Consider the following 22707-nt stretch of genomic DNA (forward strand, 5'->3'; position numbering starts at 1 on the left):
GTAATGTAGAAGGGAAGAGTTTTAAATGGATTCAGAGTTTGCTTTTAATATCAGTGTTCTTGCCAGTGGCAGTACAGGCAATTCCCTTTTTATTGAAACCAACCAAAAGAAAGTATTAGTAGATGCGGGTTTAAGTGGCAAAAAAATCACTTCACTGTTAGCAGAAGTCAATCGCAAACCAGAAGATTTAGATGCGATTTTAGTTACACATGAACATCGGGATCACATTCACGGCGTTGGCGTGTTAGCGCGAAAATATAAGTTAGATGTCTATGCCAATGAAAAAACGTGGCAAGCGATGGATCCCATGATTGGCAAAGTCGATGTCGCTCAAAAACATATTTTTGAAATGGGCAAAGTTTTGACCTTGGGAGATATGGACATTGAAAGTTTTGGTGTCTCACATGATGCGATTGCGCCTCAATTTTATCGTTTTCATCGCAATAATCGTTCCTTTGTTGTTCTAACGGATACAGGTTATTGTAGCGATCATATTCGTGGCACGATTGAAAACGCAGATGCTTATTTAGTCGAAAGCAATCATGAAATTGAAATTTTGCGAGCAGGACCTTATCCATGGAGTCTTAAACAACGGATTTTAGGAGATAAAGGCCATCTATCCAATGATGATGGTGCTCTTGTGATGGCGGATGTGTTAGGTGATAAAACAAAACGCATTTATTTAGGTCATCTTAGCAAAGAAAATAATACGAAACTTCATGCGCGAATGGCAATGGAGTCTACTTTGAAGCAAAAGGATTTAGGCGTCGGTGAAGCATTTAAGGTATATGATACAGACCCCGATTCAGCCTCAGAGTTATTTCAAATTTAGAATAATGGTGGTTTATCAGTTTTTGAGCGTGGAGCAAAAATCCAAAGTGATTTTTGTCCCATGCTCATTTTTTGTTCTTTTATCTAGCTGGTTTGACAGAGACATCGGTGATAATACTTTTAAACTCTTAGTTAATTTTTTGACAAATACTTGTGTTTGTCTGATGTTAGGAGTATAGTTAACTAGATTTTTACTAGTGGGAGGTCTATAATGTTTCAATTTTTACCAAACTCTGTTTTACAGATGAGCACTATTTTTCTTTCGATTATTATCGAAGCATTGCCTTTTGTCATGTTAGGTTGCTTGATTTCAGGCGCTTTACATGTTTTTTTAACACCAGAACGAGTAAAAAAAGTGTTACCTAAAAATAAATTTTTATCAATTTGTGTAGGGAGTTTCCTAGGGTTTTTCTTCCCTTCTTGTGAATGCGGGATCGTCCCAATTGTGCATCAATTTGTTAAAAAAGATGTACCAACACATACCGCTTTTGCTTTTATGTTAACGGCACCAATCATTAATCCAATTGTGCTATTCTCAACATACGTAGCCTTTAGTGGCGCAACAAAATTTGTGATTTGGCGAGTTTTAGGCAGTATGATTGTCGCGTGGGTTATCGGCATTTGGTTAGCTTATTTTCGAAAAGAATCAATTTTAACAGAAAAAGAGTTGGCGCAGATTAAAGAAGAGCAGGTTGCTCATACGCATGAACACGTTGATGAAGCTCGTTCATTTTGGAAAAACGGCTGGTCAGCGTTAACCCATAGTATTGATGAATTTTTTGATACGGGTCGTTATTTAATTTTTGGTTCTTTGTTAGCAGCAATCATGCAAACCTATATCCCAACTGGTGCGCTTATGCAATTGGGCCATTCAAAGATTTTAGCGATTCTAGTCATGTTAGTCATCGCTGCCACTCTATCACTTTGTTCAGAAGCAGATGCATTTATTGGTTCTTCTCTTTTGAGTTTATTTGGCACAGGACCAATTGTCGCCTTCTTAGTTTTTGGTCCAATGGTAGATATTAAAAATTTATTGATGATGAAACGTTATTTTAAGATGTCATTCATTGTACAATTTGTTTTGATAGTGGCGCTTGTCGTAACTATTTATGCGGCAGTAGTTTAGAAAGGAGGCCTACAATCGATGATACGATTTATTATTTTAATTGGATATATGGGGTTGATGATGTATCTTCAAATTTCAGGTGAACTGAACCAATATATCAATATTCATTATAATTACTTAGCTGTTTTATCAATGGTTTTAGCTTTTATTATGGCGATTGTCCAATTGATTTTGTGGAACCAAGCAGATCCATCAATGCAAAAAAAACATGAAGACATGCACCAACATGGGGGACATGAACATCATGGCCATCAGCATAATTTGGAAAAACCCAGCCAAAGAGGGCTTGCCTATTTACTACTTTCTTTACCGTTGATTGTTGGCTTATTATTTCCGACAGTTAGTTTAGACACAACAATTGTTGAAGCAAAAGGATTTAACTTTCCAGTAAGTAAAGAATCAGTAGGGGATCCTGATATGCAAACGCAATATTTGAAACCTGATACAAGTATGTATTTCAATAAGACGGATTATGACAAGCAGATGGCAAAAGCCATGAAACAATATGATGGCCAATCTGTGATTTCAATTACGGATGAAAACTATTTGGAAATTATGGAACTAATCTATAATTATCCAAGTCAATTTGCAGGGAAAAGGATTTCTTATAAAGGCTTTGTCTATAATTCAAAACGAGAAGAAAGTGTTGACCAGTTTGTCTTCCGTTTTGGGATTATTCATTGTGTCGCTGATTCTGGCGTTTTTGGCTTGTTGGTTCATTTTCCTGAACATACTCAATTTCAAAACAATGATTGGGTAACGATTACCGGAACGGTTGAGTTATCCTATTATCCACCGTTTAAACGGCAAATACCAACTGTGCAAGTGGAGAAAGTCAAAGCAGATCAAGCACCAAAAAATCAATATGTCTATCGTTCCTTTTAAAAAAAAGTTGGTTGCTTCCTTATCAAATGGAAGCAACCAACTTTTTTGCTGTCTATTTTTTAATTTTGTTGCGCTTACGACGAATAAAACCCAAAGATTCTCTTTTTTCCCGAAAGCTGCGGATATTCTGATTGAAAACCTCAGAAGCGACTAAGCCTAACGCAATTGCCCCAGCAATCATTACAGCTTGCACGGTAAAATAGGCACCTTTTTCATAATTGCCAATTACGATATTCCGAACAGCTTGATAAGCTAAGCCACCAGGTACCAATGGAACAATACCAGGAATATTAAAAATCGTGACAGGCATTTTCAATATTTTTGAGAATAGGTAGCTTACTGCCGCAACACCGACAGCACCGATGAGGGAACCTAATGCTGCATTTCCACTAAAAACTTCAACGATTACCCAATAAAGCATCCAGCTCACACTACCAGTTAGACCACAAGCCACCAGTGATCGTCGAGGAACATTAATAATAATCGCAAACGCCGCAGAAGCTAAAAAACTAAAGATAAATTGTACCAAAACGATTCCTAGCAAGTAAGTCACTCCTTTTAATAGAAAAGTTGAAAGACAAAAGCAATGCCAAAACCAATCATTCCTGAAGTCATTAATGCTTCAGTCCCACGAGAAACACCCGATAAGTAGTGTCCAGCTAGCAAATCGCGAAGAGCATTGGTAATTTGCACACCAGGCACTAAAGGCATGACACAACCAATGATGATTAAATCTTGTGATTGTCCGAGTCCCAATTTGACTGAAAGAATAGCGGCTGCACCAATGAACAGCGAAGCTAAAAATTCAGATAAAAATTTAATCTTGAGAAACTTTAAACTAAAATAATAAAGACTATAGCCGCAACCACCAATCAGAAAAGTCAAGAATAAATCGGACCAGACACCACCAAAAAGAATCATAATTGTAGCGCTGACAACAGCCGCACTAACAATGCGTGCGCTAATTGGAAAATGTCGGTGTTCACTATCAATCACTTTTAGTTTATTCAGTAATTCCTCTAAAGAAAAATCACCAGCCACATAAGCACGAGACAGCTGATTCACACGAGAGATTTTTTCTAAATCAATGCCACGTTTCATTACTTGAACCATACGAATCGTGGAGGTTCCATCTATGCCAACAAATAACCCGGTTTGTGTCACATAGCTAACCATTCGATAGTTGCCAGAAGCAAGCGCAATTCGGCTCATTGTATCTTCAACACGGTACATTTCTGCATCGCTTTCTATCATAATTTTACCAGCTAACAAACAGGTTTCTAAAAGTAAATCCAAATGAGCAGGAGTCATTGAGCAAGCCTCACTTTATGTATTTTCTTCTAGTGTACTACAAACGAACCAAAAAGAGGAAATAAATAACAGCTGCAATCGAAAATTTACATCGTAAACAGATTGTTAGCGAATTGTAACATTAAAAGGCTGATATTATTTAATCATAGATATTTAAAAGTTTTTAAAAGAAAAACGTCGATTTTTTCGCAAAATGAATTGGAGGGAAAGGTGATATTCTGGCGATTTAGCAGAGTTTTATTCTTGTTTTATAAAGTTGTGTATTTGTTTTTATAATTTTAAAATTATCGATGGCTGTCATTTTTTTACGAAGCCTTTATTAATAAAAGACTAAGAAATAACAAAAAAGAGAGAAGGAGAAGAAATTTTGTTTGTAGTTTCGGTTCTTTTCTAGTAAAATGAAATTGTATAAAAGTAGAAGTGAGGTGTAGTAAAATGGGTTTTACAGACGAAACAGTACGCTTTGATTTTGATGATAATCGAAAAAAAGCAATCAGTGAAACGTTAGAAACCGTATATCGGGCATTAGAAGAAAAGGGATACAATCCTATTAACCAAATAGTAGGGTATTTACTTTCTGGGGACCCGGCTTACATTCCTCGTTATCAAGATGCTCGAAACTTAATTCGTCGTCATGAACGTGATGAAATCATGGAAGAATTAACCAAATATTACTTAGCGAACCACGGAATCGATATCAAATGAGGATCATGGGGCTAGATGTAGGTTCACGGACAGTCGGTGTGGCTGTTAGTGATTTATTAGGTTGGACAGCACAAGGCATCGAAATTATTCGCATCAATGAAGAGGAAGAGAACTTCGGTTTTGAGCGATTAGGTGAATTGGTGAAAGAATACGAAGTCACAAAATTTGTCGTAGGTTTACCGAAAAACATGAATAATTCCATCGGTCCTAGAGCTGAAGCATCCATGGCATATGGTGATAAGATTCAAGAATTATTTCAATTACCTGTTGACTATCAAGATGAACGATTAACAACTGTCCAAGCAGAGCGTTTCTTGGTGGAGCAAGCAGATGCTTCAAGAGCCAAAAGAAAAAAAGTCATTGATAAACTAGCGGCAGTAATGATTCTACAAAATTATTTAGATGCACATAGCCGATAATTATCGAGCTTTGAATACATCAAGGGAGAGAAGAAGAATGACAGAACATAACCACGATCATGATCACGAAGGACATGAACACATTACTTTAGTAGACGAACAAGGAAATGAAACATTATACGAGATCTTACTAACTGTTGACGGTCAAGAAGAATTCGGTAAAAATTATGTTTTATTATATCCAGCAGGAATTCCTGAGGATGAAGATGTTGAATTGCAAGCTTACTCATATGTGGAAAACGCAGAAGGTACAGAAGGCGATTTACAGCAAATCGAAACAGACGCTGAATGGGATATGATTGAAGAAGTTTTCAATACATTCATTGCTGAAGAAGAAGAGTAAAACTGTAACGAGAGAAGCGCTACTTCTCCTATTGAGAAGTAGCTTTCTTAATAATAATTGTTATAATGTACATGTTGTTTCTATCATAAGATACTATCACTATCATTGAGTGTGGTGGATAAAGAAGGACAGCATTGTCTAGTTTTACAAGATGTTGTAAAAACGTAACATCCTTGTAATGACGTTAATTTGGTAACTATCTAGCATAATTTATAATTTGTGTTATACTAAGTATGAGGTTTTGGAAATACTGTTAATTTTATAATATTAAATAAAAAATGGCTCCACCTACTGGCATAGGTAGAGCCGTCAGAAATTCAGTTAAACAAACACGTAATTATTGGTGTGGTGCATTGCCACGAACTGAAATTCCAGTTAATAAAGCAAGTAAATCAAACATATATTTCACCTCCTTTATTATGATAGCTTCATTATAACATTATCTGTAAAATGATGGTATGTTTAATACAAAAAAATAGAAAGATTGGAGTTTTGACTGTGAGAGTAGCGGGAGAAAAAATCAAAACAGCGCGTAAAAAGAAAAAATTATCGCAAGCTGAATTGGCAAAAGGAATTTGTACACAAGCAACAATTAGTAACATTGAAAACAAAAATGTGTGTGACAGTTTAGACATTTTCTCATCTGTATGTCTACGTTTAGACTTACAAGTAGAAGAATGTATCGAAGGTTCTAGTGAGAAAAAACTCGAAAGCTTATTAAATAAAGTAGAAGAATTATGCTTTTACTTTAAGCACGATGAAGCCTATGATTTGTTGAAAGACTATCCAGATGATATCGAAAGTTCAAACAGAATTTTAGAAACAAAATTTTTCTATTATAAAGGAATTACGAGTTTATTAGGTAAGAAAAATAATAGCGAAGCATTGTTCTATTTACATCGTGGTTCTGAAATTAGTCGTGATATTAATATTTATAATATTTTGAGTATGAATGCGATCGGTATTTTATATGAATTAGAAGATGATATTGAAAAAGCAAAAGTTTATTACGATAAATCTTTACAATTGCTAAGCGAATTCAAATTAGATTATCCATTAGAGCAATGCCGTATTTATTATAATACCGCAAAATTCTATTCATTAATTAAAGACTATGCAAAGAGTATTGAATTAAGTGATAAAGGAATCGAAATTAATCGGACGCACAGTTCTATTTACTCTTTAGATTGCTTATTATACGAAAAAGCGTTTAATAAACAAATGCTAGGACTAGATGCTGTTGAAGATTATCGTATTGCGTACTACTTTACACGTTTCTTTGAAAATAAAAAATTACTTACTTATATTGAAAAAGATATGCAAGAGTTTAATATCAGTTTTAAATAATAAATTATTGTTTCAGATTTTAAAAAGGAACAACCTAACTCCTCTTGAGTTAGGTTGTTCCTTTTTTCTCTTTTTAATTTGTTTCTTTGACAGCGTTACGGACGCTTTCGGCGACGACTTTTGCGACTCCTTCTTGGAATGGATCGGGAATAATATTAGTCGGCGTGAGTTCATTATCGGGAATCAATTTTGCAATACCTTTGGCAGCGGCAATTTGCATTTCAATCGTAATCTTTTTCGCCCGAGCATCTAAGGCACCACGGAAGATACCAGGGAAGGCTAACACATTATTAATTTGATTCGGAAAGTCACTACGACCAGTTCCGACAATATAAGCGCCTGCCGCTAAAGCTTCATCAGGAAAAATTTCAGGAACTGGGTTAGCCATTGCAAAAATAACTGGCTGCTCATTCATCTGTTGAATCCACTCAGGTTTTAAAACACCTGGTGCCGAAACACCAATAAAGACATCAGCGCCTTCAAGAGCAGTAGCTAAATCACCGGTACGGTGTTCCCGATTGGTTAGCTTCGCAATTTCTGCGTGGTGTGGTGGCAGAGCTGTATCTGTTTCGCTCAGAATCCCTGCACGGTCAACAATGATAATATGTTTTACACCAGCAGCTAAAAATTTTCTTGTGATCGAAAGACCAGCGGAGCCACCGCCGTTGATTACCACATGAATGTCCTCTATTTTCTTGTTGATTAATTTTAAGCTGTTGTACAAAGCCGCTAGAACAACAATCGCTGTCCCGTGTTGATCATCATGGAAAACGGGAATATCTAGTTCATCGATTAAACGCTGTTCAATTTCAAAACAACGAGGAGCGCTGATATCTTCCAAGTTAATTCCCCCAAAGGTTGGAGCCAAAAACTTCACTGTTTGAATAATTTCTTCGGTATCTTGTGTATCTAAAACAAGGGGAATCGAATCCACACCAGCAAAGCGTTTAAACAATGCAGCTTTTCCTTCCATGACAGGCATCGCTGCTTCAGGACCAATGTTACCTAAACCTAAAACTGCTGAACCATCACTGATAACGGCGACGGTGTTTTTCTTTGTTGTTAATTCGTAAGCGCGTTCTTTTTTTTCATGTATGGCAGAAGAAACAGCCGCAACACCTGGTGTGTAGGCAATTCCTAAATCTGCTTTTGTTTCAATCGGAACTTTAGGGCAGACTTCTAATTTTCCCCCAAATTTTTTTGCTTGCTCAATCGCTAATTCTTTTACATCTTTTGTTGACATATCATTTTCCTCCTAAATAATTCACTTATAGTTAAAAAAGCATTCTAAAAATAGCAGTCATTGTTATTACTGTAATGGCACCGCCTAAACGTGTCGCAACTTGTGCAAACGGCATTAAGTTCATTCGATTGGCTGTACTTAAAATAGCCACATCGCCAGTCCCACCCATACCACTCTGACAAGCGGAGACAATGGCAGCCTCAACGGGATTCATATTCATGAAGCGTGAAACGAAAAATCCTGTAGCAATAACAGTGAAAACGACACTAATTACCACAACAAAATATTGCCAGCTAAGCATTCCTACGACATCTTTTAAAGGAATATATAACATACCTAAGCCGACCATTAACGGGAACGTAAAATTGCCAGAGATAAATTTATAAAGCTGTTTTGATCCGCGTTGGGTTTCTTTCGGTACTACGTTTAAGTATTTTAAAAAGGCTGCGACAACAATCATCAAAACAGGACCAGGAAAGCCTGTTAAGTGTTGCAATAAACCGCCTGTAATAAATAAGGTACACGCAATTAAAACACCAGCGCCCATTAATTTTACATCAATTGGTACTTTGTCTTCTTCTAAAGCATCACTTAAATCATCTGAATTGGTAATTTTAATCAACTGACCTTGTCCAGAAAGTTCAGGGCGTTTTTCTCCTAAACGACTAAGTAAACCAGAACACATAATAGCAAAAAAATTACCAATAATGGTTGCGGGAATTAATTGCCCCACTAATTGTTCACTTGGCAATCCAGTAATGGCACTATAACCAAGGGATAAAGGAAGAATGCCTTCACCGATTCCACCAGCTAAAACAGGAGTGACGATATAGAAAAGGCTATGTTTCCAACCGAGACCTAACAGTGTTCCAACAAGGGTTCCAACGCCCATTGCTAAAATCATTCCTAATGCCATCGGGACAATCATGCGCATTAAACCTTGGACTAAAATTTTGCGGTTCATTCCAAGGATACTTCCACAAACTAAACAAGCAATATAGAAATAGAGAAAGTTTGCTTGTTTCATTAAAATATCTGTTGAGTCTAAGACATTCTGGTTGAGTAAATTGAAAAAGACCATAATTGATGGTACTAATAAAGATAAAATTGCAGGACCGCCAAAATGTTTCAAAATAGGAATATTTCCACCAATTGTTCCAAGTAACCAACCCATTGTTAAAATTACGGCAAAACCACCTAACATATTGACTGGTAGTTGTTCTAATAGAGCCGTAACAAGAATAATGCTAGCTGTTACAAGATAAACAGGTAACGTAACCGAACCAATCCTCGTTTTGGTTAATTTGTTGCGCCAATCTGTTTCATTAGCAGCTGTTGCGTGCAATTTCTTTTCCATGCTATTTCCTCCTATAACTTTAATCTATATTCATCATAATGTAAACGTTTTCTGTAGAGTAGATTATTTAATTAATTTAACTAAAGAAAAGTTTTTTAACCAAATCTTCCTATGCTATACTTTATTTGAAGAGAAAAGAGGGATGGAATGAAGCGTGGCGGGAAATTATGGTGCTTCTTATCAGTGATTTTTATTGCAACATTAATTATTATGATTACTTTCTTTTACGGAGTAACGACGGTCCAAACAATTAAAGAAGTTCGTAAAAACCAAGAGCAAGCACTTTTAGCCGTCGGGGAACAGTTGGCTATTGAACCGAATGTTATTGAAGCCTTAAAGAATGATCACTATTCAGATGAATTGGAAGCGTATACGGTTCGTTTAGGTGAAATCCATCAGTTGGATTTTATCGTGATTATGAATATGCAGGGGATTCGTTTAACACATCCTGATCGCCAAAAAATAGGTAAGCATTTTGAAGGTGGCGATGAAGTGCGAGCATTAAAAGGGGAGGAACATTTATCTGTTAGTCAAGGGAGTTTAGGAGAATCATTACGAGGTTTTGTCCCAGTCTATGATCAAGGAAAACAAATTGGGGTTGTGGCAATGGGCATTAAAATGACCTCGCTTTCACAATTGATTGAACGAACAAAAAATGATTACACAGTGAGTGTCCTTTTAAGTGTTGGTTTTGGCTTTATATTAGCCATCGTAGTTTCTTATTATTTAAAAAAACAACTTCACGATTTAGAGCCAAGAGAAATTGCTCGTCTATTAGAAGAGCGAAACGCCATGCTTGAGGAAACGAAAGACGCAATCCTTGTGATTGATACCGATCAAAATATTTTATTAGCAAATATTGAAGCAACTAAAATGTATCATAATATAACAAATAGTGAAGAAAATTTACTAGGAAAGAAACTTTCAGCATTGGTTTTATCTCCTGAAAAATTAATCGTACATTCAAAAACAGAGCAATTCTATCGTCAAAATGGCCAGGATTATTTCGTCTCAATCGCCCCGATTAATGTCCGTAAAAAAACAATTGGGCATGTTATCTTTCTGAAAAATGCGACGGAAACGTTTATTGTCGCAGAACAGCTTGTCAGCACAACAACATATGCTTCGGCATTACAAAGTCAATCACACGAATTTATGAATAAGATGCATGTCATTTATGGCTTAGTCGATTTAGAAGATTATGAGGCGCTAAAACATTATCTAGCCGATTTATTGAAACCAGAAAAGGAATTTGCACAGCGCTTAGCTATTTTGGTTAGGAATCCTATTCTAGCAGGTTTTTTAAGTGGGGAAAGAATCAAGTTTGCAGAAATTAAAACACAATTAGCTATTGAAATTTATCCAGAAATTCCACCAAATAAACGAGATGAAGATACGCAAAATTTGATTGCTATCTACCGTTATATTCATCGTTTCCTGATGGAGCAAACGTTGCCAGAAGAGATCATTGAAACCATTGATTATCAGCCAGGAAGTTTGACGACGACTTATTCGTTTGCTTATCCAAAAGAACAACTGGAACGCTTTGAACAAGAGTTTTTCACTTCTTATTTGGCAAGATTATTAGAGAATGCGGAAGCGACATTGGCTTGGGAAAACCAACAAAACAATTGGCTTGTCATTCGCATAAATGTTCATTACGAAGGAGCAGAGGAAAATGAACCTATTGATTATTGAAGACGATCCTATGGTTGCATATATACATCAAAAATATCTTGAAAAATTAATTCACCAACCGACTATTTTTACGGCGGCAACAATTGCTGAAGGTCTACAACTAACGATAGAAAAACAACCAGCACTTGTTTTATTAGATGTTCATTTAAAAGATGGCAATGGCTTGACCTATCTGGCAACAATTAGAGATGAAAAAATTGATACAGAAGTTATCCTGATTACGGCTGCCAATGAGTTGGAAAACGTTAAACGAAGCTTACATTTAGGCGTTTTAGACTATTTAGTTAAACCCTTTTCTTTTGAGCGATTTCAACAAAGTATCGAAAACTATCAGAAAAAAGCTGCTCAATTCACGCTGGAAACGAAGGAGCTTTCGCAAACAAAAGTGGACCAATTGTTTCATTCTTCACAGACAAACGCACGTAAAAATGAACAAGATCTTCAAAACCTGTCCTTAGAAAAAGGACTAACACAAGCAACATTACAATTATTGTTAAAAAAAATAGACGAATTTACCGACTATTTTACGATTCAAGAATTATCAGAAGCGAGTCAGCTTTCACATGTTTCTGTTCGCAAATATGTGTTGTTTCTAGAAAAAAATAACCTTTTAGAAAGTAAAAATAGCTATTTAAAAGTGGGGCGTCCCTATCAATCGTATCGGAGAATTTAGTATTTTTTATTTTTTAGTAAATAAAAAAAGTAATTGAAAAGTGGCGAAATACAGAGGATACTCCTTTTTATTCTCATTTAAAGAACTTAATTGAGAATGGAAAAGAGGATATTATTTGTTATTTTTTGAGAATATATGATATTCTTTATTATGTAAGAAATAATATTATATGGGAGGAACGAGCGATGAAAGTTATTGTTTTAGGATCATCACATGGAGGTTATGAAGCGGTAGAGGAATTACTAAATCTTCATCCTGATGCAGAAATTCAATGGTATGAGAAAGGTGATTTTATCTCATTCTTGTCTTGTGGCATGCAGTTGTACCTAGAAGGAAAAGTGAAAGATGTTAATTCTGTTCGCTATATGACTGGCGAAAAAATGGAGAGCCGTGGTGTAAATGTCTTTTCTAATACTGAAATTACAGCGATTCAACCAAAAGAACATCAAGTGACAGTGAAAGATTTAGTGTCAGGTGAAGAACGTGTTGAAAATTATGATAAATTAATCATCAGTCCCGGAGCTGTCCCATTTGAATTAGATATTCCAGGTAAAGATTTGGATAATATTTACTTGATGCGTGGTCGTCAATGGGCCATTAAATTAAAACAAAAAACAGTAGATCCAGAAGTCAATAATGTGGTTGTGATTGGTAGTGGTTATATTGGGATTGAAGCTGCCGAAGCATTTGCAAAAGCCGGTAAAAAGGTTACCGTTATTGACATTTTAGATCGTCCATTAGGGGTGTATCTAGATAAAGAATTTACAGATGTTTTAACAGAAGAGATGGAAGTTAATAATATTACCATTGCAACTGGTGAAACAGTTGAACGTTACGAAGGCGAAGGTCGTGTGCAAAAAGTCGTTACAGATAAAAATGCGTACGATGCTGATTTGGTCGTTGTAGCGGTTGGTGTCCGTCCAAACACTGCTTGGTTAAAAGGTACCTTAGAATTACATCCGAATGGCCTAATCAAGACGGATGAATACATGCGGACAAGTGAGCCAGATGTATTTGCAGTAGGGGATGCTACGTTAATTAAATACAATCCTGCAGACACAGAAGTAAATATTGCCTTAGCAACGAATGCTCGTAAACAAGGTCGCTTTGCTGTGAAAAACCTAGAGGAACCAGTTAAACCTTTCCCTGGTGTTCAAGGATCTTCTGGCTTGGCCGTCTTTGATTATAAATTTGCTTCAACAGGGATTAACGAAGTCATGGCTCAAAAATTAGGAAAAGAAACAAAAGCGGTGACAGTAGTAGAAGACTACTTGATGGACTTTAATCCAGACAAACAAAAAGCTTGGTTTAAATTAGTGTATGATCCTGAAACAACACAAATTTTAGGCGCTCAATTAATGTCGAAAGCAGATTTAACTGCAAACATTAATGCTATTTCATTAGCGATTCAAGCCAAAATGACGATTGAAGACTTAGCCTATGCGGACTTCTTCTTCCAACCAGCGTTTGACAAACCTTGGAATATTATTAATACAGCGGCTTTAGAAGCGGTGAAACAAGAACGTTAATAGAAGAGAAAATAAAACCCATGAGTATTTATAGTACTCGTGGGTTTTATTTTTATTTTGTATTCAATTGATTTTTCAACTCTTGTTGGACACGAGTTAATTCTTGTTCATCCACACGTTGATAGGAAACACCATCTTGCATAAAACCAGTACCTTGAAGTTGGTCTTGTTTCACTTTACCAAAGGCACTGCGATAATCTAAGGCAATTTTTTTCATGTCATCAAAACTTAAATCTGTCTTCATATTATCAGAAACAGCTGTTAAAATTTCTTGATAGTTGCTCACGCTATTAAGACTTAAGACTTTTTGGACGATGCCTTCAATCACTTTTCTTTGACGTTCTTGGCGGCCGTAGTCACCATTAGGATCTTCGTAACGCATTCTTGAATAGGAGAGTGCTTGTTCACCATCCAATGAAATTTTACCAATCGTAAAATCATATCCGTCTTGAGAAAAAGTCAAATTATTGTTCACTTCGATTCCGCCAACCGCGTTGACTAATTCTTTTAAACCAGCCATATTAATTGAAACATAATGATTAATAGGTATATTTAAATAGTTTTCAACTGTATCCATTGCTAAAGATGCGCCACCAAAAGCATAGGCGTGATTCAATTTATCTTGTTTTCCTTGACCTGGAATATCAACATAGGTATCGCGAGCAAGACTGACTAAGGTTGTTTGCTTGTCACGAGGATTAACTGTTGCAACAATTGTTGTATCCGAACGACCTTGCTCGACACGCCCATCATCGCCTGTATCGATCCCTAATAATAAAACAGAAAAAGGTTCCTTATTGTTTAAATTGACCTGACTTTTTTTAGATCGTTCTACTGTTTCATAGGTTTTATCCATTGATTTAGAAACATCCCAATAAAGTTTTGCTCCCATTCCAACAACTGCAAGAAATAGAACCAAGATAATCCCAAAGATAATGGCAAAAATTTTCTTCCCTTTTGACATATTTTTCCTCCAATAATTTATCACAGGTTGTGATTTTTTTCTTATAGGTTAATCTTACTAATTTTTAGTGAAGAAGTATATAATAATTGTTGAAAGACTATAAAACTTTAAGGTATTTTGCATTATTTTTGCTTAATCTTTTGAAATATCTCAATTCTATTAAAATATGCGAATTAGTATATTACACGTTTTCAAGGTGTTTCATTGTTGATTAATTAGAATTTTAGTGGTATTTTTGTATTTGTAATTAGTACAGATTTTAATCGGAGGTATAACAGTGAGTAAAAAAGGATCAGATATCATAGTAGAAAGTTTAATCAATCACGAAGTGCCCTATATTTTTGGGATTCCCGGTGCAAAAATTGATGGGGTTTTTGATGCATTAGTTGATAAAGGCCCAGAATTAATTTTAGCTCGACATGAACAAAACGCTGCCTTTATGGCACAAGGGATTGGTCGTTTGACGGGAGAGCCTGGCTTAGTTATTGCAACTAGTGGACCTGGTGCCAGCAATTTAGCAACTGGGTTAGTAACTGCGACTGCAGAAGGGGACCCTGTTTTAGCATTGGCTGGACAGGTGAAACGGTCCGATTTGTCAAAATTAACTCACCAAAGCATGAATAATGCTGCATTATTTAGTCCAATAACAAAATTCAGTACAGAAATTCAAGATCCAGAAACATTATCTGAAAATATTGCCAATGCTTACCGTATCGCCAAAACAGCGAAAAAAGGCGCAACATTCTTATCGATCCCACAAGATGTCACAGATAGTCCGGTGACAGGCGAAGCGATTAAGCCTTTGTCGGCTCCGAAACTGGGCCATGCATCAGCAGAAACAATCGCAGCTTTAGCTGAACGAATCAAGCAAGCGAAATTACCTGTTTTACTTTTAGGAATGCGGGCCTCTGCACGAAAAGTTACCGCAGCCATTCGTGAATTGGTTGCTATAACTGGTTTGCCAGTCGTGGAAACGTTCCAAGGAGCAGGAATTATTTCAAAAGAATTAGAAGAACATTTCTTTGGGCGTGTTGGTTTATTTCGAAACCAACCTGGGGATCGTTTGTTAAAAAGAAGTGATTTAGTGATTGCGATTGGTTATGACCCAATTGAATATGAGGCACGTAATTGGAACGCAGAAAAAGATGCGCGCGTTATTGTTATTGATGAAGTTCAAATGGAAATTGATCAATATATGCAACCGGAAGAAGAGCTAATTGGTGATATGTCTAAAAATATTTTGAAATTATCAGAAGCATTTAGTGAACCAATATTAACAGAAGATGCGCAAGATTATTTAGAAACGCTTCAAGAAAAATTAACGATTAAAGAAGTAAAAACAAGTACAATTGAAAATCGATTACATCCATTAGAAATTGTTCAAACGCTTCAAGAAAAAACCACGAATGAAATGACAGTTACTGTTGACGTAGGGAGTCACTACATTTGGATGGCTCGCCACTTTAGAAGTTATGAACCGCGTCATTTATTATTTAGTAACGGTATGCAAACATTAGGTGTCGCTTTGCCTTGGGCAATCTCAGCTGCACTAGTTCGTCCAAATACACAAATTATCTCTGTTTCTGGGGACGGCGGTTTCCTATTTTCGGCGCAAGAATTAGAAACAGCGGTTCGTTTAAAGCAAAATATCGTGCATATTATTTGGAATGATGGTAGTTATGATATGGTTAAATTCCAAGAAGAAATGAAATATAATCGATCCTCTGGCGTAGATTTTGGTCCAGTTGATTTTGTGAAGTATGCTGAAGCTTTTGGTGCCAAAGGGGTTCGAGTTCATTCACAAGCAGAATTTGCCGCAGCTTTAGAAGAAGGAATGCAAACAGAAGGCCCAGTGATTATTGATGTTCCTGTGGATTATTCAGATAATCAAGAATTAGGTAAAACATTGTTACCAGATCAACTTTATTAGGAGATGGAAAAATGAGCGAACAATATGTTTATCAACATGGTACGCTAGGCGGTTTAATGGAAAGTTTGATGGCAGGAACGGCAGAAATTGGTACGTTACTCACGCAAGGTGATTTTGGAATTGGGACATTAGAAGGCTCAAATGGCGAAATTATTTTATTGGACGGTACATTGTATCATGCAAATCAAACTGGCGAAATTACTATTCTAGAAGGCGAAGAATTAACGCCATATGCCGCAGTTACTCGTTTTCAAGAAGATGGCGCATTCCCTGTATCAACGGAAACCGATGAAAATATTAAAGCACAAATTTTAGAAAAAATTAGTCCTAATTTTTTTGCGGCAATTAAAATTAGCGGTCTTTTTGCGAAGATGCATGTCCGTGTGGCACCTAAACAAGAAAAACCGTATCCACCATTTGTAGAAGCAGCACGCAATCAACCTGAATTTACAGCGGAGAATATTCAGGGAACAGTTGTAGGGTTCTTTACACCTAAATTATTTCATGGTGCCTCTGCCGCAGGGTTTCATTTGCACTTTATCAGTGAGGATCACCAATTTGGTGGGCACATTCTTGATTTTGGCATTAAACAAGGGACTGTTTCGTGGATGGAAACAGCAGAATTGCGACAGCATTTTCCAGTTCATGATGCTGATTATCGGAATAAAGAAATTGATATTGCAAAAGCTTTGTCCGCAATTGAAGAAGCGGAATAACTGAATAACAAGGCACATTTCTCCACGCCCATTCAAGTTGACTAACTAGGTCAACTTGAATGGGCTTATTGCTGTTCGTCGCTTTTTGTTGTTATTTTTCAAAAAAAAATAGTATCCTTTTTATAATAAGCAAATAACAATTGGAAAGGATGGCGTAATGGACACACTTTATAGAAGTTGGCAATTGTCTGGTTGGCTCTATCATGATATTTTTGTTATCATTGTAGCAATTATTTTTATAGTAATTAGTGGTATTTTGGTTATTTCCTTAATAAGAAGGCGGAGTACAAGGAGACTGGTTCCCTATGCGTTAATTTTATTGGTTTATCTTGCAGTGGTACATTTTGCTGGTTTAATCTTTTTCGGAATGTTTCGTTCAGTAACGATTGAAGAGAAAAGTGCGACGTTTTATTCTGAAAAAACAAAAGGCTTAACTTCAATCGAGCGAATGATTATTCCAAATGGACGAACGAATGGCATTAGCACCAGTAACTCATTGTTCCAAGTGATTTCTGTTAATAGTCAGACGGGCGAACGAATGTGGAGTAAACGTTTAGGTTGGCGTGATTATTTAATTGGTCAAACAGATCAATATGTGGTTTTGAATAATGCTGATAACGAGGCCATTTACTTACTAGATACAAAAACAGGGAAAAAACAGTTTTCTGAAGCAGATTTAGTGAAGAAATTCTCTGAATTAAAAGACTATTTAAGCTCTGATTTCGTTGATTATCGTTTTATGGATAATCGCTATCTCTATATTTATGGATTAAACAATCGATATTATCAATTAGATTTGAAAAATTGGCAGTTAAAACAAGACCCAACTTTCAAAGAAGTCTTTCAAACACAAGAAGCGCCTAAATGGACGGTAGATTCAAATGAGAGTCAAATTGGTCAAGTGCTGTCATCGGAAGAGCGTACAACAGTGCAAGGAAAACTAGAAGAGCAACTAATAGCACCAGTTTTACTAGGCAAGAAAGATGAAGCAAATTATTATGTTCTGTCATACAAGAAAAGACAAAGTAATCAAGCGATAGTTGGCTTATACAATTGGCAGAAAAAAACATACGAGTGGCAAACACCGTTGCTTTTAACTAAAGAAAATGTACCTATTGATGCTTTTCAAGTAGAGGATGCGTTATTCATTAAAGTCCCGCGTTATTTATACAAAATTAACCTGAATAATGGTAATCAAGAGTATCAGTTTGATTACCGTTGGGGCCAAGTGATTCGTTAAACGAAAAGTGGTAAAGCATGCTTAGACAAATAGAAGGAGCAAATAGTCCTTATGATATAAAAAAACGCTTAGAAGAGTAGTGATTCCGCTAGTTTTCTAAGCGCTTTTTTATTTTATGCAGGTCCAGAGATTAAATTCCAGATAATCGAACCTGTATATGCGCCAGGAAATAATTGTGAAACAGGGGTTTGGATTGCAAGAGAAATATCGGTCATGCGGCCGCTCCACATTCCTTGTCCTTTTCTATCACCAGCGTTACTCATTAAAGTCGCACCGTTACCGATAATAATTGGGTTGGTCGGGAAGTCGGGTGCAGCAGGATCTTCTGAAAAATCCAGTCCATACATTGTATTTGTCATAAAGAAACGCCTTAACGTTTTGTCATAGCGAGCATAGCCGCCTGTTAATTGAAACGTAATGATGCCTAGTAAAGAATGAGCTTCGTTTCGCATGTGTGGGATTTCAGCAGTGACATGCCAACCAGTTAAGGCTCCGCGAACATCCCCCATCCCGAAGTGTCTCATTGTATGAGTATTGCCTTCAGAAGGTCGTATAGGAACTGCCGTTAAATCACCAGAAATCGCTTGGGTTTCAAAAGTAAATTCTTTCGGAATAAAGAGCAAGTCAAAACTAGTGTTAGGATTTTCTAAATCAGGATCAATGGCATCGTCAACCGATTCATCACCAGGCAGCCCTCCAATTTCTAGTTCAACTGAAACGGGCGTTTTTCCAGAACGGGTGGCAAAAGAAACCGATGGGTCAAAACTAAAGAGACTGAATACTAGCAACAAGGCTGCAAGTGATTGATAAGTGAGTAGATTTTTTTGCTTCAAGAAAGTTCCTCCTTTAGGTGCTGATAATATAAGTATACGCAAAAGGAGCTGTTTTTATTTATCAGTAATTTACAGGGAATTCGAAAATATTGAGACAGATAGTGTTTAATATTAGTAGAGAAAGATGAGTCGACAATTTTTACTTGTTGATTCTGTCTTTTTTGAGCACAATTCGTTATATCAAGCATGCTAAAATATAAAAGAAATCATCAAGTATCACTAATCAAAATGGAGAGGAGGAGAAAACTTTGAGTAAGTGTTTCGGGTTGTTGATGATTTTATTTGTATTATCTGGCTGTTCAGGAAGTAGGAATTCGCAACAGGAAGTCGTTATAGAAAAGTCTGCTAATAATGACAAAGCAAGACAATTTGTTGATCAAAAAAATCCGCATTTAGGAACGCAATTAGAAGCAGAATCTTATACTAAACAGGAAGCGATTGAATTTTTACAAAATGGTTTAGGGATACCAACGAATGACTCGGCGTTTCATTATACGTTTAAGCAGTCAAATAAAGGAAGTTATGTTGTTCAAATTATATCTGAAAAGAATAGTGTCTCAAAAGAGAATGAATTGTTCGGATATTATCAGGTGTATCAAGATGGTATTATAGTGAAAATGATGGAAAAGGATCAAACATTCCAAGAAAATTAAGTGATAAATAAAAAAGTTGACAAAAAACACAAACAGTCTTGTTTGTGTTTTTTTGTTTAATGTTCGTGTTTTATTTTTTAATAACCTTTTTCGAAAAAATATACGAACGTTCGGGTTTAAAAACGAACAAAAAGATGAAAATGTGTTGAAATATACGTTTTCCTTGCGTATACTGATGAAGTGAAAAAACGAACGAGGAGTGTACGAATGAACAAGAAAGTTCCTTATTTAATTGTGGCACCGGGGCTAGTACTATTATTATTTTTCTTAATGATTCCATTAATTACTAGCATTTTGCCAACCATTTTTACTGATCATGGCTTGACACTAAATCAGTATGTTACTTTTTTTAAAGATGACTATAATGTTTCAATTTTCTGGCGAACGATAAGAGTTTCGTTAATTGTGACGGGTATTTCAATCGTGTTGGGCATTCCAACGGCATACTTTATTGCTGGAGTTTCCAAAAAATGGCGTGGCTTTTTAATGGCTATGACCTTGTTTCCATTATTAACCAATTCAGTTATTCGAAGTTTTGCTTGGATTAACATTTTAGGAAAAAACGGTGTAGTGAATACGTTGTTATTAAAAACAGGCTTAATTGAGCAACCGCTGAATTTATTGTATACAGAATTTGCAATTATTATCGGTTCAGTGTATTTATTTTTACCAACAATGATTATGACCTTAGTTGGGGTTATGGAAAACATTGAAGGAGAAATGCTAGAAGCGGCTGAGACGCTAGGCGCCAATCCAATGACGGCTTTTCGGAAAATTGTTTTACCTTTATCAATTCCAGGCACCATTGTAGGAAGTATATTAGTGTTTACAGGAACTTTAACGGCTTATACGACGCCACAGCTGTTAGGTGGTAACCAAAAAATGATGATGTCGACCTTCTTATATCAAAAGGCTAATACTTTAGGTGATTGGCAATCGGCGAGTGTTCTTGCATTTATTATGATTTTAACAACATTAATTGTGATGAAAGGCCTAGACATGGTAGCTAAGAAAGTAGATCGGAGAGAAGCAAATCATGCGTAAGCAAAAAGGACTATCTGTTATTGCAATTCTAGTTTTTCTGTTTTTATTTTTACCATTATGTTTGATTGTGGTGACTTCTTTTGGAACAGCCGCAGCGATTCAATTTCCGATTAAAGGATTTACTTTAGATTGGTACGCCAAAGCCTTACAATCGGAAACGTTTATGGACAGTTTTAAGTTAAGCTTGTTGATTGGGGTATTAGCGACTGTTTTAGCATTAATAGTAGGGATTCCGGCTTCCTATGCGCTGGCACGTTATTCCGTTCGTGGGCGCAACTTTATTAAAAGCTTTTTCTTATCCCCAACTGTGATTCCAGGAATTGTGGTCGGGTATACGTTATTTCAATATATTGTTATTAAATTAGGTTTGCCTGTCTTTCAAGGATTGTTAATGGGGCATTTTTTAATTAGTTTGCCTTATATTATTCGAGTGGTTGGATCAAGTATGGAACAACTAGATTATTCAATGGAAGAAGTAGCTTGGACATTAGGTTGTACAAGATTGCGAGCTTTTATTCAAATTGTTTTACCCAATGTGTCTTCAGGAATTTTTGCAGCCTTTATGTTAGCATTTGTCAATTCGTTTAACAATGTTCCTGTATCGATGTTTTTATCAGGTCCCGGTGTGACGATGCTGCCTACTTCTTTATTAAGTTATATGGAATACAATTATGATCCAACTGTTTCAGCAATTTCTGTATTGTTGATGCTACTAACAATGGGCTTAATGTTTTTAATTGAAAAAACGTTGGGACTAGCTTCCATTGCCTAAAACATGGAAGAAGCACGAGATAGAAAGAGGAGAAAATTTTGACTTTTGTGGATTTAAAAGATATTCGCGTCAGCTATGACGGAAAACAAGATATTTTAAAAGATTTAAATATTTCAATGGAAAAAGGAGAGTTAGTTTCTTTATTAGGACCGAGTGGTTGTGGTAAAACGACTACGCTAAGAGTGATTGCTGGATTAATTAAGCCAAACGACGGACAGTTTTTCGTTGACCAAGAAGAACTAACAAAGGTTCCTGTCCATAAAAGAAACTTCGGGATGGTTTTTCAAAGCTATGCGTTATTTCCCCATTTAACGATTGCAGAAAATGTCGCTTTTGGGCTGAAATTACGCAAAGAAAACAAACAAACCATGGACCAAAAAGTCACGGAAATGCTAAAAGTATGTGGTTTAGAAAGCTTGGGCGACCGTTATCCAAAACAATTATCTGGTGGTCAAAGACAGCGGGTTGCGCTAGCACGTGCTCTGATTATTGAACCTAAACTATTACTACTAGATGAACCGTTGAGTAATTTAGATGCAAAATTGCGAGTGGCAATGCGGATTGAAATCAAACGGATTCAACAACAATTAGGCATTACGACAGTTTTTGTCACACATGACCAAGAAGAATGTTTTTCTATTTCAGATAAAGTGGCCATTATGAATAATGGCGTGATTGAACAATATGATTCACCAGAAACGATTTATCGTTTGCCTCGTACTAAGTTTGTTGCAGAATTTATCGGTTTTGAAAACTTTTTCTCTGTCGAAAAAATGGAAGCCGGTCATTATCGGACACAAACAAATCAAATAGTGAAAACGACTAATCCTGAACCAAATGTTACAACGACGGTGGCAACGATTCGTCCAGAGGACATTGAGATTGTTTCAGAAGCTGCTACTAATACTGTCGCAGGTATTGTCGCTGTCCGAACATTTTTAGGGAAAAGCTATCAATATGAAGTGGAAACAGCGTTAGGTACATTGCTGGTTAATGGAACAAGTGAACAGTTATATGAAACAAACGAAACCATTCACTTGGCTTTTCCAGCTGAGAAATTAGTTATTTTAGAAAAATAAAAACCATTT

At 36.2% G+C, this 22707-nt stretch carries 23 protein-coding genes; 17 read left to right on the forward strand and 6 right to left on the reverse strand.

Translation table 11 applies throughout. The features are described 5' to 3' along the window. Positions 1 to 25 precede the first annotated feature (25 nt). From IGJ37_RS04840 to IGJ37_RS04850, 3 genes are all read left to right on the forward strand, one after another. The gene (locus IGJ37_RS04840) at positions 26 to 832 is read left to right on the forward strand and encodes an MBL fold metallo-hydrolase (RefSeq protein WP_002357943.1); all 807 of its coding nucleotides are present in this window, start codon (positions 26 to 28) and stop codon (positions 830 to 832) included. 210 nt (positions 833 to 1042) lie between these two features. Continuing rightward, on the forward strand, positions 1043 to 1957 hold the full coding sequence (locus tag IGJ37_RS04845; protein ID WP_002357942.1) for a permease: 915 nt from the start codon (positions 1043 to 1045) through the stop codon (positions 1955 to 1957). Between the two features lie 18 nt (positions 1958 to 1975). After that, the gene (locus tag IGJ37_RS04850; RefSeq protein ID WP_002357940.1) at positions 1976 to 2842 is read left to right on the forward strand and encodes a TIGR03943 family putative permease subunit; all 867 of its coding nucleotides are present in this window, start codon (positions 1976 to 1978) and stop codon (positions 2840 to 2842) included. A 52-nt stretch (positions 2843 to 2894) separates the two neighbouring features. Here the strand turns inward: IGJ37_RS04850 and IGJ37_RS04855 are convergent, their stop codons facing one another. Both IGJ37_RS04855 and IGJ37_RS04860 read right to left on the reverse strand, forming a co-directional pair. Continuing rightward, positions 2895 to 3395 carry a threonine/serine exporter family protein gene (locus IGJ37_RS04855; RefSeq protein WP_002382172.1) on the reverse strand — a complete coding sequence of 167 codons (501 nt, stop codon included), beginning with the start codon at positions 3393 to 3395 and terminating at the stop codon, positions 2895 to 2897. A gap of 5 nt (positions 3396 to 3400) precedes the next feature. Then, positions 3401 to 4153: a threonine/serine exporter family protein gene (locus IGJ37_RS04860; RefSeq protein WP_002357938.1), complete on the reverse strand. Its 753-nt coding sequence runs from the start codon at positions 4151 to 4153 to the stop codon at positions 3401 to 3403. A 435-nt stretch (positions 4154 to 4588) separates the two neighbouring features. Between IGJ37_RS04860 and ireB the strand changes: the two genes are divergently transcribed. From ireB to IGJ37_RS04880, 4 genes are all read left to right on the forward strand, one after another. Then, complete coding sequence (gene ireB / locus IGJ37_RS04865; protein ID WP_002357937.1) at positions 4589 to 4858, forward strand: regulatory phosphoprotein IreB; 270 nt, start codon at positions 4589 to 4591, stop codon at positions 4856 to 4858. Beyond that, a complete protein-coding gene (gene ruvX / locus IGJ37_RS04870; protein WP_002357936.1) occupies positions 4855 to 5277 on the forward strand; it encodes a Holliday junction resolvase RuvX in 423 nt (140 codons plus the stop codon). The genes ireB and ruvX overlap by 4 nt, the downstream gene beginning before the upstream one ends. Before the next feature lie 37 nt (positions 5278 to 5314). Further along, complete coding sequence (locus IGJ37_RS04875) at positions 5315 to 5620, forward strand: DUF1292 domain-containing protein (protein ID WP_073438159.1); 306 nt, start codon at positions 5315 to 5317, stop codon at positions 5618 to 5620. A 498-nt stretch (positions 5621 to 6118) separates the two neighbouring features. Continuing rightward, positions 6119 to 6967: a helix-turn-helix domain-containing protein gene (locus IGJ37_RS04880; RefSeq protein WP_002385984.1), complete on the forward strand. Its 849-nt coding sequence runs from the start codon at positions 6119 to 6121 to the stop codon at positions 6965 to 6967. Between the two features lie 73 nt (positions 6968 to 7040). Here IGJ37_RS04880 and IGJ37_RS04885 read toward each other — a convergent pair whose 3' ends face one another. After that, complete coding sequence (locus tag IGJ37_RS04885; RefSeq protein ID WP_033918050.1) at positions 7041 to 8210, reverse strand: NAD(P)-dependent malic enzyme; 1170 nt, start codon at positions 8208 to 8210, stop codon at positions 7041 to 7043. 31 nt (positions 8211 to 8241) lie between these two features. Next, the gene (locus IGJ37_RS04890; RefSeq protein ID WP_265611308.1) at positions 8242 to 9567 is read right to left on the reverse strand and encodes a 2-hydroxycarboxylate transporter family protein; all 1326 of its coding nucleotides are present in this window, start codon (positions 9565 to 9567) and stop codon (positions 8242 to 8244) included. A 147-nt stretch (positions 9568 to 9714) separates the two neighbouring features. On the opposite strand from IGJ37_RS04890, the gene IGJ37_RS04895 reads away from it, so the two are divergent. The 3 genes from IGJ37_RS04895 (at position 9715) to IGJ37_RS04905 (ending at position 13467) form a co-directional block, all read left to right on the forward strand. Further along, positions 9715 to 11265: a Spo0B domain-containing protein gene (locus IGJ37_RS04895; RefSeq protein ID WP_192177233.1), complete on the forward strand. Its 1551-nt coding sequence runs from the start codon at positions 9715 to 9717 to the stop codon at positions 11263 to 11265. Further along, complete coding sequence (locus IGJ37_RS04900) at positions 11246 to 11938, forward strand: response regulator (protein ID WP_325814739.1); 693 nt, start codon at positions 11246 to 11248, stop codon at positions 11936 to 11938. The genes IGJ37_RS04895 and IGJ37_RS04900 overlap by 20 nt, the downstream gene beginning before the upstream one ends. Before the next feature lie 185 nt (positions 11939 to 12123). Continuing rightward, positions 12124 to 13467 carry an NADH peroxidase gene (locus IGJ37_RS04905; RefSeq protein WP_169063068.1) on the forward strand — a complete coding sequence of 448 codons (1344 nt, stop codon included), beginning with the start codon at positions 12124 to 12126 and terminating at the stop codon, positions 13465 to 13467. A 52-nt stretch (positions 13468 to 13519) separates the two neighbouring features. Here IGJ37_RS04905 and IGJ37_RS04910 read toward each other — a convergent pair whose 3' ends face one another. Continuing rightward, on the reverse strand, positions 13520 to 14431 hold the full coding sequence (locus IGJ37_RS04910) for an LCP family protein (protein WP_002385983.1): 912 nt from the start codon (positions 14429 to 14431) through the stop codon (positions 13520 to 13522). Between the two features lie 277 nt (positions 14432 to 14708). Between IGJ37_RS04910 and alsS the strand changes: the two genes are divergently transcribed. The 3 genes from alsS to IGJ37_RS04925 all read left to right on the forward strand — a co-directional run bounded on the left by alsS (position 14709) and on the right by IGJ37_RS04925 (position 18317). After that, positions 14709 to 16361: an acetolactate synthase AlsS gene (gene alsS / locus IGJ37_RS04915; RefSeq protein ID WP_002357923.1), complete on the forward strand. Its 1653-nt coding sequence runs from the start codon at positions 14709 to 14711 to the stop codon at positions 16359 to 16361. Between the two features lie 11 nt (positions 16362 to 16372). Then, entirely contained in the window at positions 16373 to 17077 is a 705-nt protein-coding gene (budA, locus tag IGJ37_RS04920) for an acetolactate decarboxylase (RefSeq protein ID WP_002357922.1), read from the forward strand. 157 nt (positions 17078 to 17234) lie between these two features. Next, positions 17235 to 18317 carry a PA2928 family protein gene (locus tag IGJ37_RS04925; protein WP_325814741.1) on the forward strand — a complete coding sequence of 361 codons (1083 nt, stop codon included), beginning with the start codon at positions 17235 to 17237 and terminating at the stop codon, positions 18315 to 18317. 113 nt (positions 18318 to 18430) lie between these two features. Here the strand turns inward: IGJ37_RS04925 and IGJ37_RS04930 are convergent, their stop codons facing one another. Next, positions 18431 to 19192 carry a WxL domain-containing protein gene (locus IGJ37_RS04930; protein ID WP_002380188.1) on the reverse strand — a complete coding sequence of 254 codons (762 nt, stop codon included), beginning with the start codon at positions 19190 to 19192 and terminating at the stop codon, positions 18431 to 18433. 230 nt (positions 19193 to 19422) lie between these two features. On the opposite strand from IGJ37_RS04930, the gene IGJ37_RS04935 reads away from it, so the two are divergent. From IGJ37_RS04935 to IGJ37_RS04950, 4 genes are all read left to right on the forward strand, one after another. Then, the gene (locus IGJ37_RS04935) at positions 19423 to 19803 is read left to right on the forward strand and encodes a hypothetical protein (RefSeq protein ID WP_002392180.1); all 381 of its coding nucleotides are present in this window, start codon (positions 19423 to 19425) and stop codon (positions 19801 to 19803) included. Positions 19804 to 20010: 207 nt separating this feature from the next. Further along, positions 20011 to 20847, forward strand: coding sequence for an ABC transporter permease (locus IGJ37_RS04940; protein ID WP_002382189.1), 837 nt, complete (start codon positions 20011 to 20013; stop codon positions 20845 to 20847). Further along, positions 20840 to 21619, forward strand: coding sequence for an ABC transporter permease (locus IGJ37_RS04945; protein WP_002357916.1), 780 nt, complete (start codon positions 20840 to 20842; stop codon positions 21617 to 21619). The genes IGJ37_RS04940 and IGJ37_RS04945 overlap by 8 nt, the downstream gene beginning before the upstream one ends. A gap of 38 nt (positions 21620 to 21657) precedes the next feature. After that, complete coding sequence (locus IGJ37_RS04950; protein WP_325814742.1) at positions 21658 to 22698, forward strand: ABC transporter ATP-binding protein; 1041 nt, start codon at positions 21658 to 21660, stop codon at positions 22696 to 22698. Positions 22699 to 22707 lie beyond the last annotated feature (9 nt).

This window comes from Enterococcus sp. AZ104 (assembly GCF_050546705.1).
In the GTDB taxonomy this organism is placed as follows: Bacteria; Bacillota; Bacilli; order Lactobacillales; family Enterococcaceae; genus Enterococcus; species Enterococcus faecalis.

What these genes read in the sequence shown, in the direction of transcription:
- IGJ37_RS04840 (WP_002357943.1), top strand. Translation starts at nt 26, where the DNA reads ATGGATTCAGAGTTTGCTTTTAATATCAGTGTTCTTGCCAGTGGCAGT.
- IGJ37_RS04845 (WP_002357942.1), top strand. Translation starts at nt 1,043, where the DNA reads ATGTTTCAATTTTTACCAAACTCTGTTTTACAGATGAGCACTATTTTT.
- IGJ37_RS04850 (WP_002357940.1), top strand. Translation starts at nt 1,976, where the DNA reads ATGATACGATTTATTATTTTAATTGGATATATGGGGTTGATGATGTAT.
- IGJ37_RS04860 (WP_002357938.1), bottom strand. Translation starts at nt 4,153, where the DNA reads ATGACTCCTGCTCATTTGGATTTACTTTTAGAAACCTGTTTGTTAGCT.
- ireB (WP_002357937.1), top strand. Translation starts at nt 4,589, where the DNA reads ATGGGTTTTACAGACGAAACAGTACGCTTTGATTTTGATGATAATCGA.
- ruvX (WP_002357936.1), top strand. Translation starts at nt 4,855, where the DNA reads ATGAGGATCATGGGGCTAGATGTAGGTTCACGGACAGTCGGTGTGGCT.
- IGJ37_RS04875 (WP_073438159.1), top strand. Translation starts at nt 5,315, where the DNA reads ATGACAGAACATAACCACGATCATGATCACGAAGGACATGAACACATT.
- IGJ37_RS04885 (WP_033918050.1), bottom strand. Translation starts at nt 8,210, where the DNA reads ATGTCAACAAAAGATGTAAAAGAATTAGCGATTGAGCAAGCAAAAAAA.
- IGJ37_RS04890 (WP_265611308.1), bottom strand. Translation starts at nt 9,567, where the DNA reads ATGGAAAAGAAATTGCACGCAACAGCTGCTAATGAAACAGATTGGCGC.
- IGJ37_RS04895 (WP_192177233.1), top strand. Translation starts at nt 9,715, where the DNA reads ATGAAGCGTGGCGGGAAATTATGGTGCTTCTTATCAGTGATTTTTATT.
- IGJ37_RS04900 (WP_325814739.1), top strand. Translation starts at nt 11,246, where the DNA reads ATGAACCTATTGATTATTGAAGACGATCCTATGGTTGCATATATACAT.
- IGJ37_RS04905 (WP_169063068.1), top strand. Translation starts at nt 12,124, where the DNA reads ATGAAAGTTATTGTTTTAGGATCATCACATGGAGGTTATGAAGCGGTA.
- IGJ37_RS04910 (WP_002385983.1), bottom strand. Translation starts at nt 14,431, where the DNA reads ATGTCAAAAGGGAAGAAAATTTTTGCCATTATCTTTGGGATTATCTTG.
- budA (WP_002357922.1), top strand. Translation starts at nt 16,373, where the DNA reads ATGAGCGAACAATATGTTTATCAACATGGTACGCTAGGCGGTTTAATG.
- IGJ37_RS04925 (WP_325814741.1), top strand. Translation starts at nt 17,235, where the DNA reads ATGGACACACTTTATAGAAGTTGGCAATTGTCTGGTTGGCTCTATCAT.
- IGJ37_RS04935 (WP_002392180.1), top strand. Translation starts at nt 19,423, where the DNA reads ATGATTTTATTTGTATTATCTGGCTGTTCAGGAAGTAGGAATTCGCAA.
- IGJ37_RS04940 (WP_002382189.1), top strand. Translation starts at nt 20,011, where the DNA reads ATGAACAAGAAAGTTCCTTATTTAATTGTGGCACCGGGGCTAGTACTA.
- IGJ37_RS04945 (WP_002357916.1), top strand. Translation starts at nt 20,840, where the DNA reads ATGCGTAAGCAAAAAGGACTATCTGTTATTGCAATTCTAGTTTTTCTG.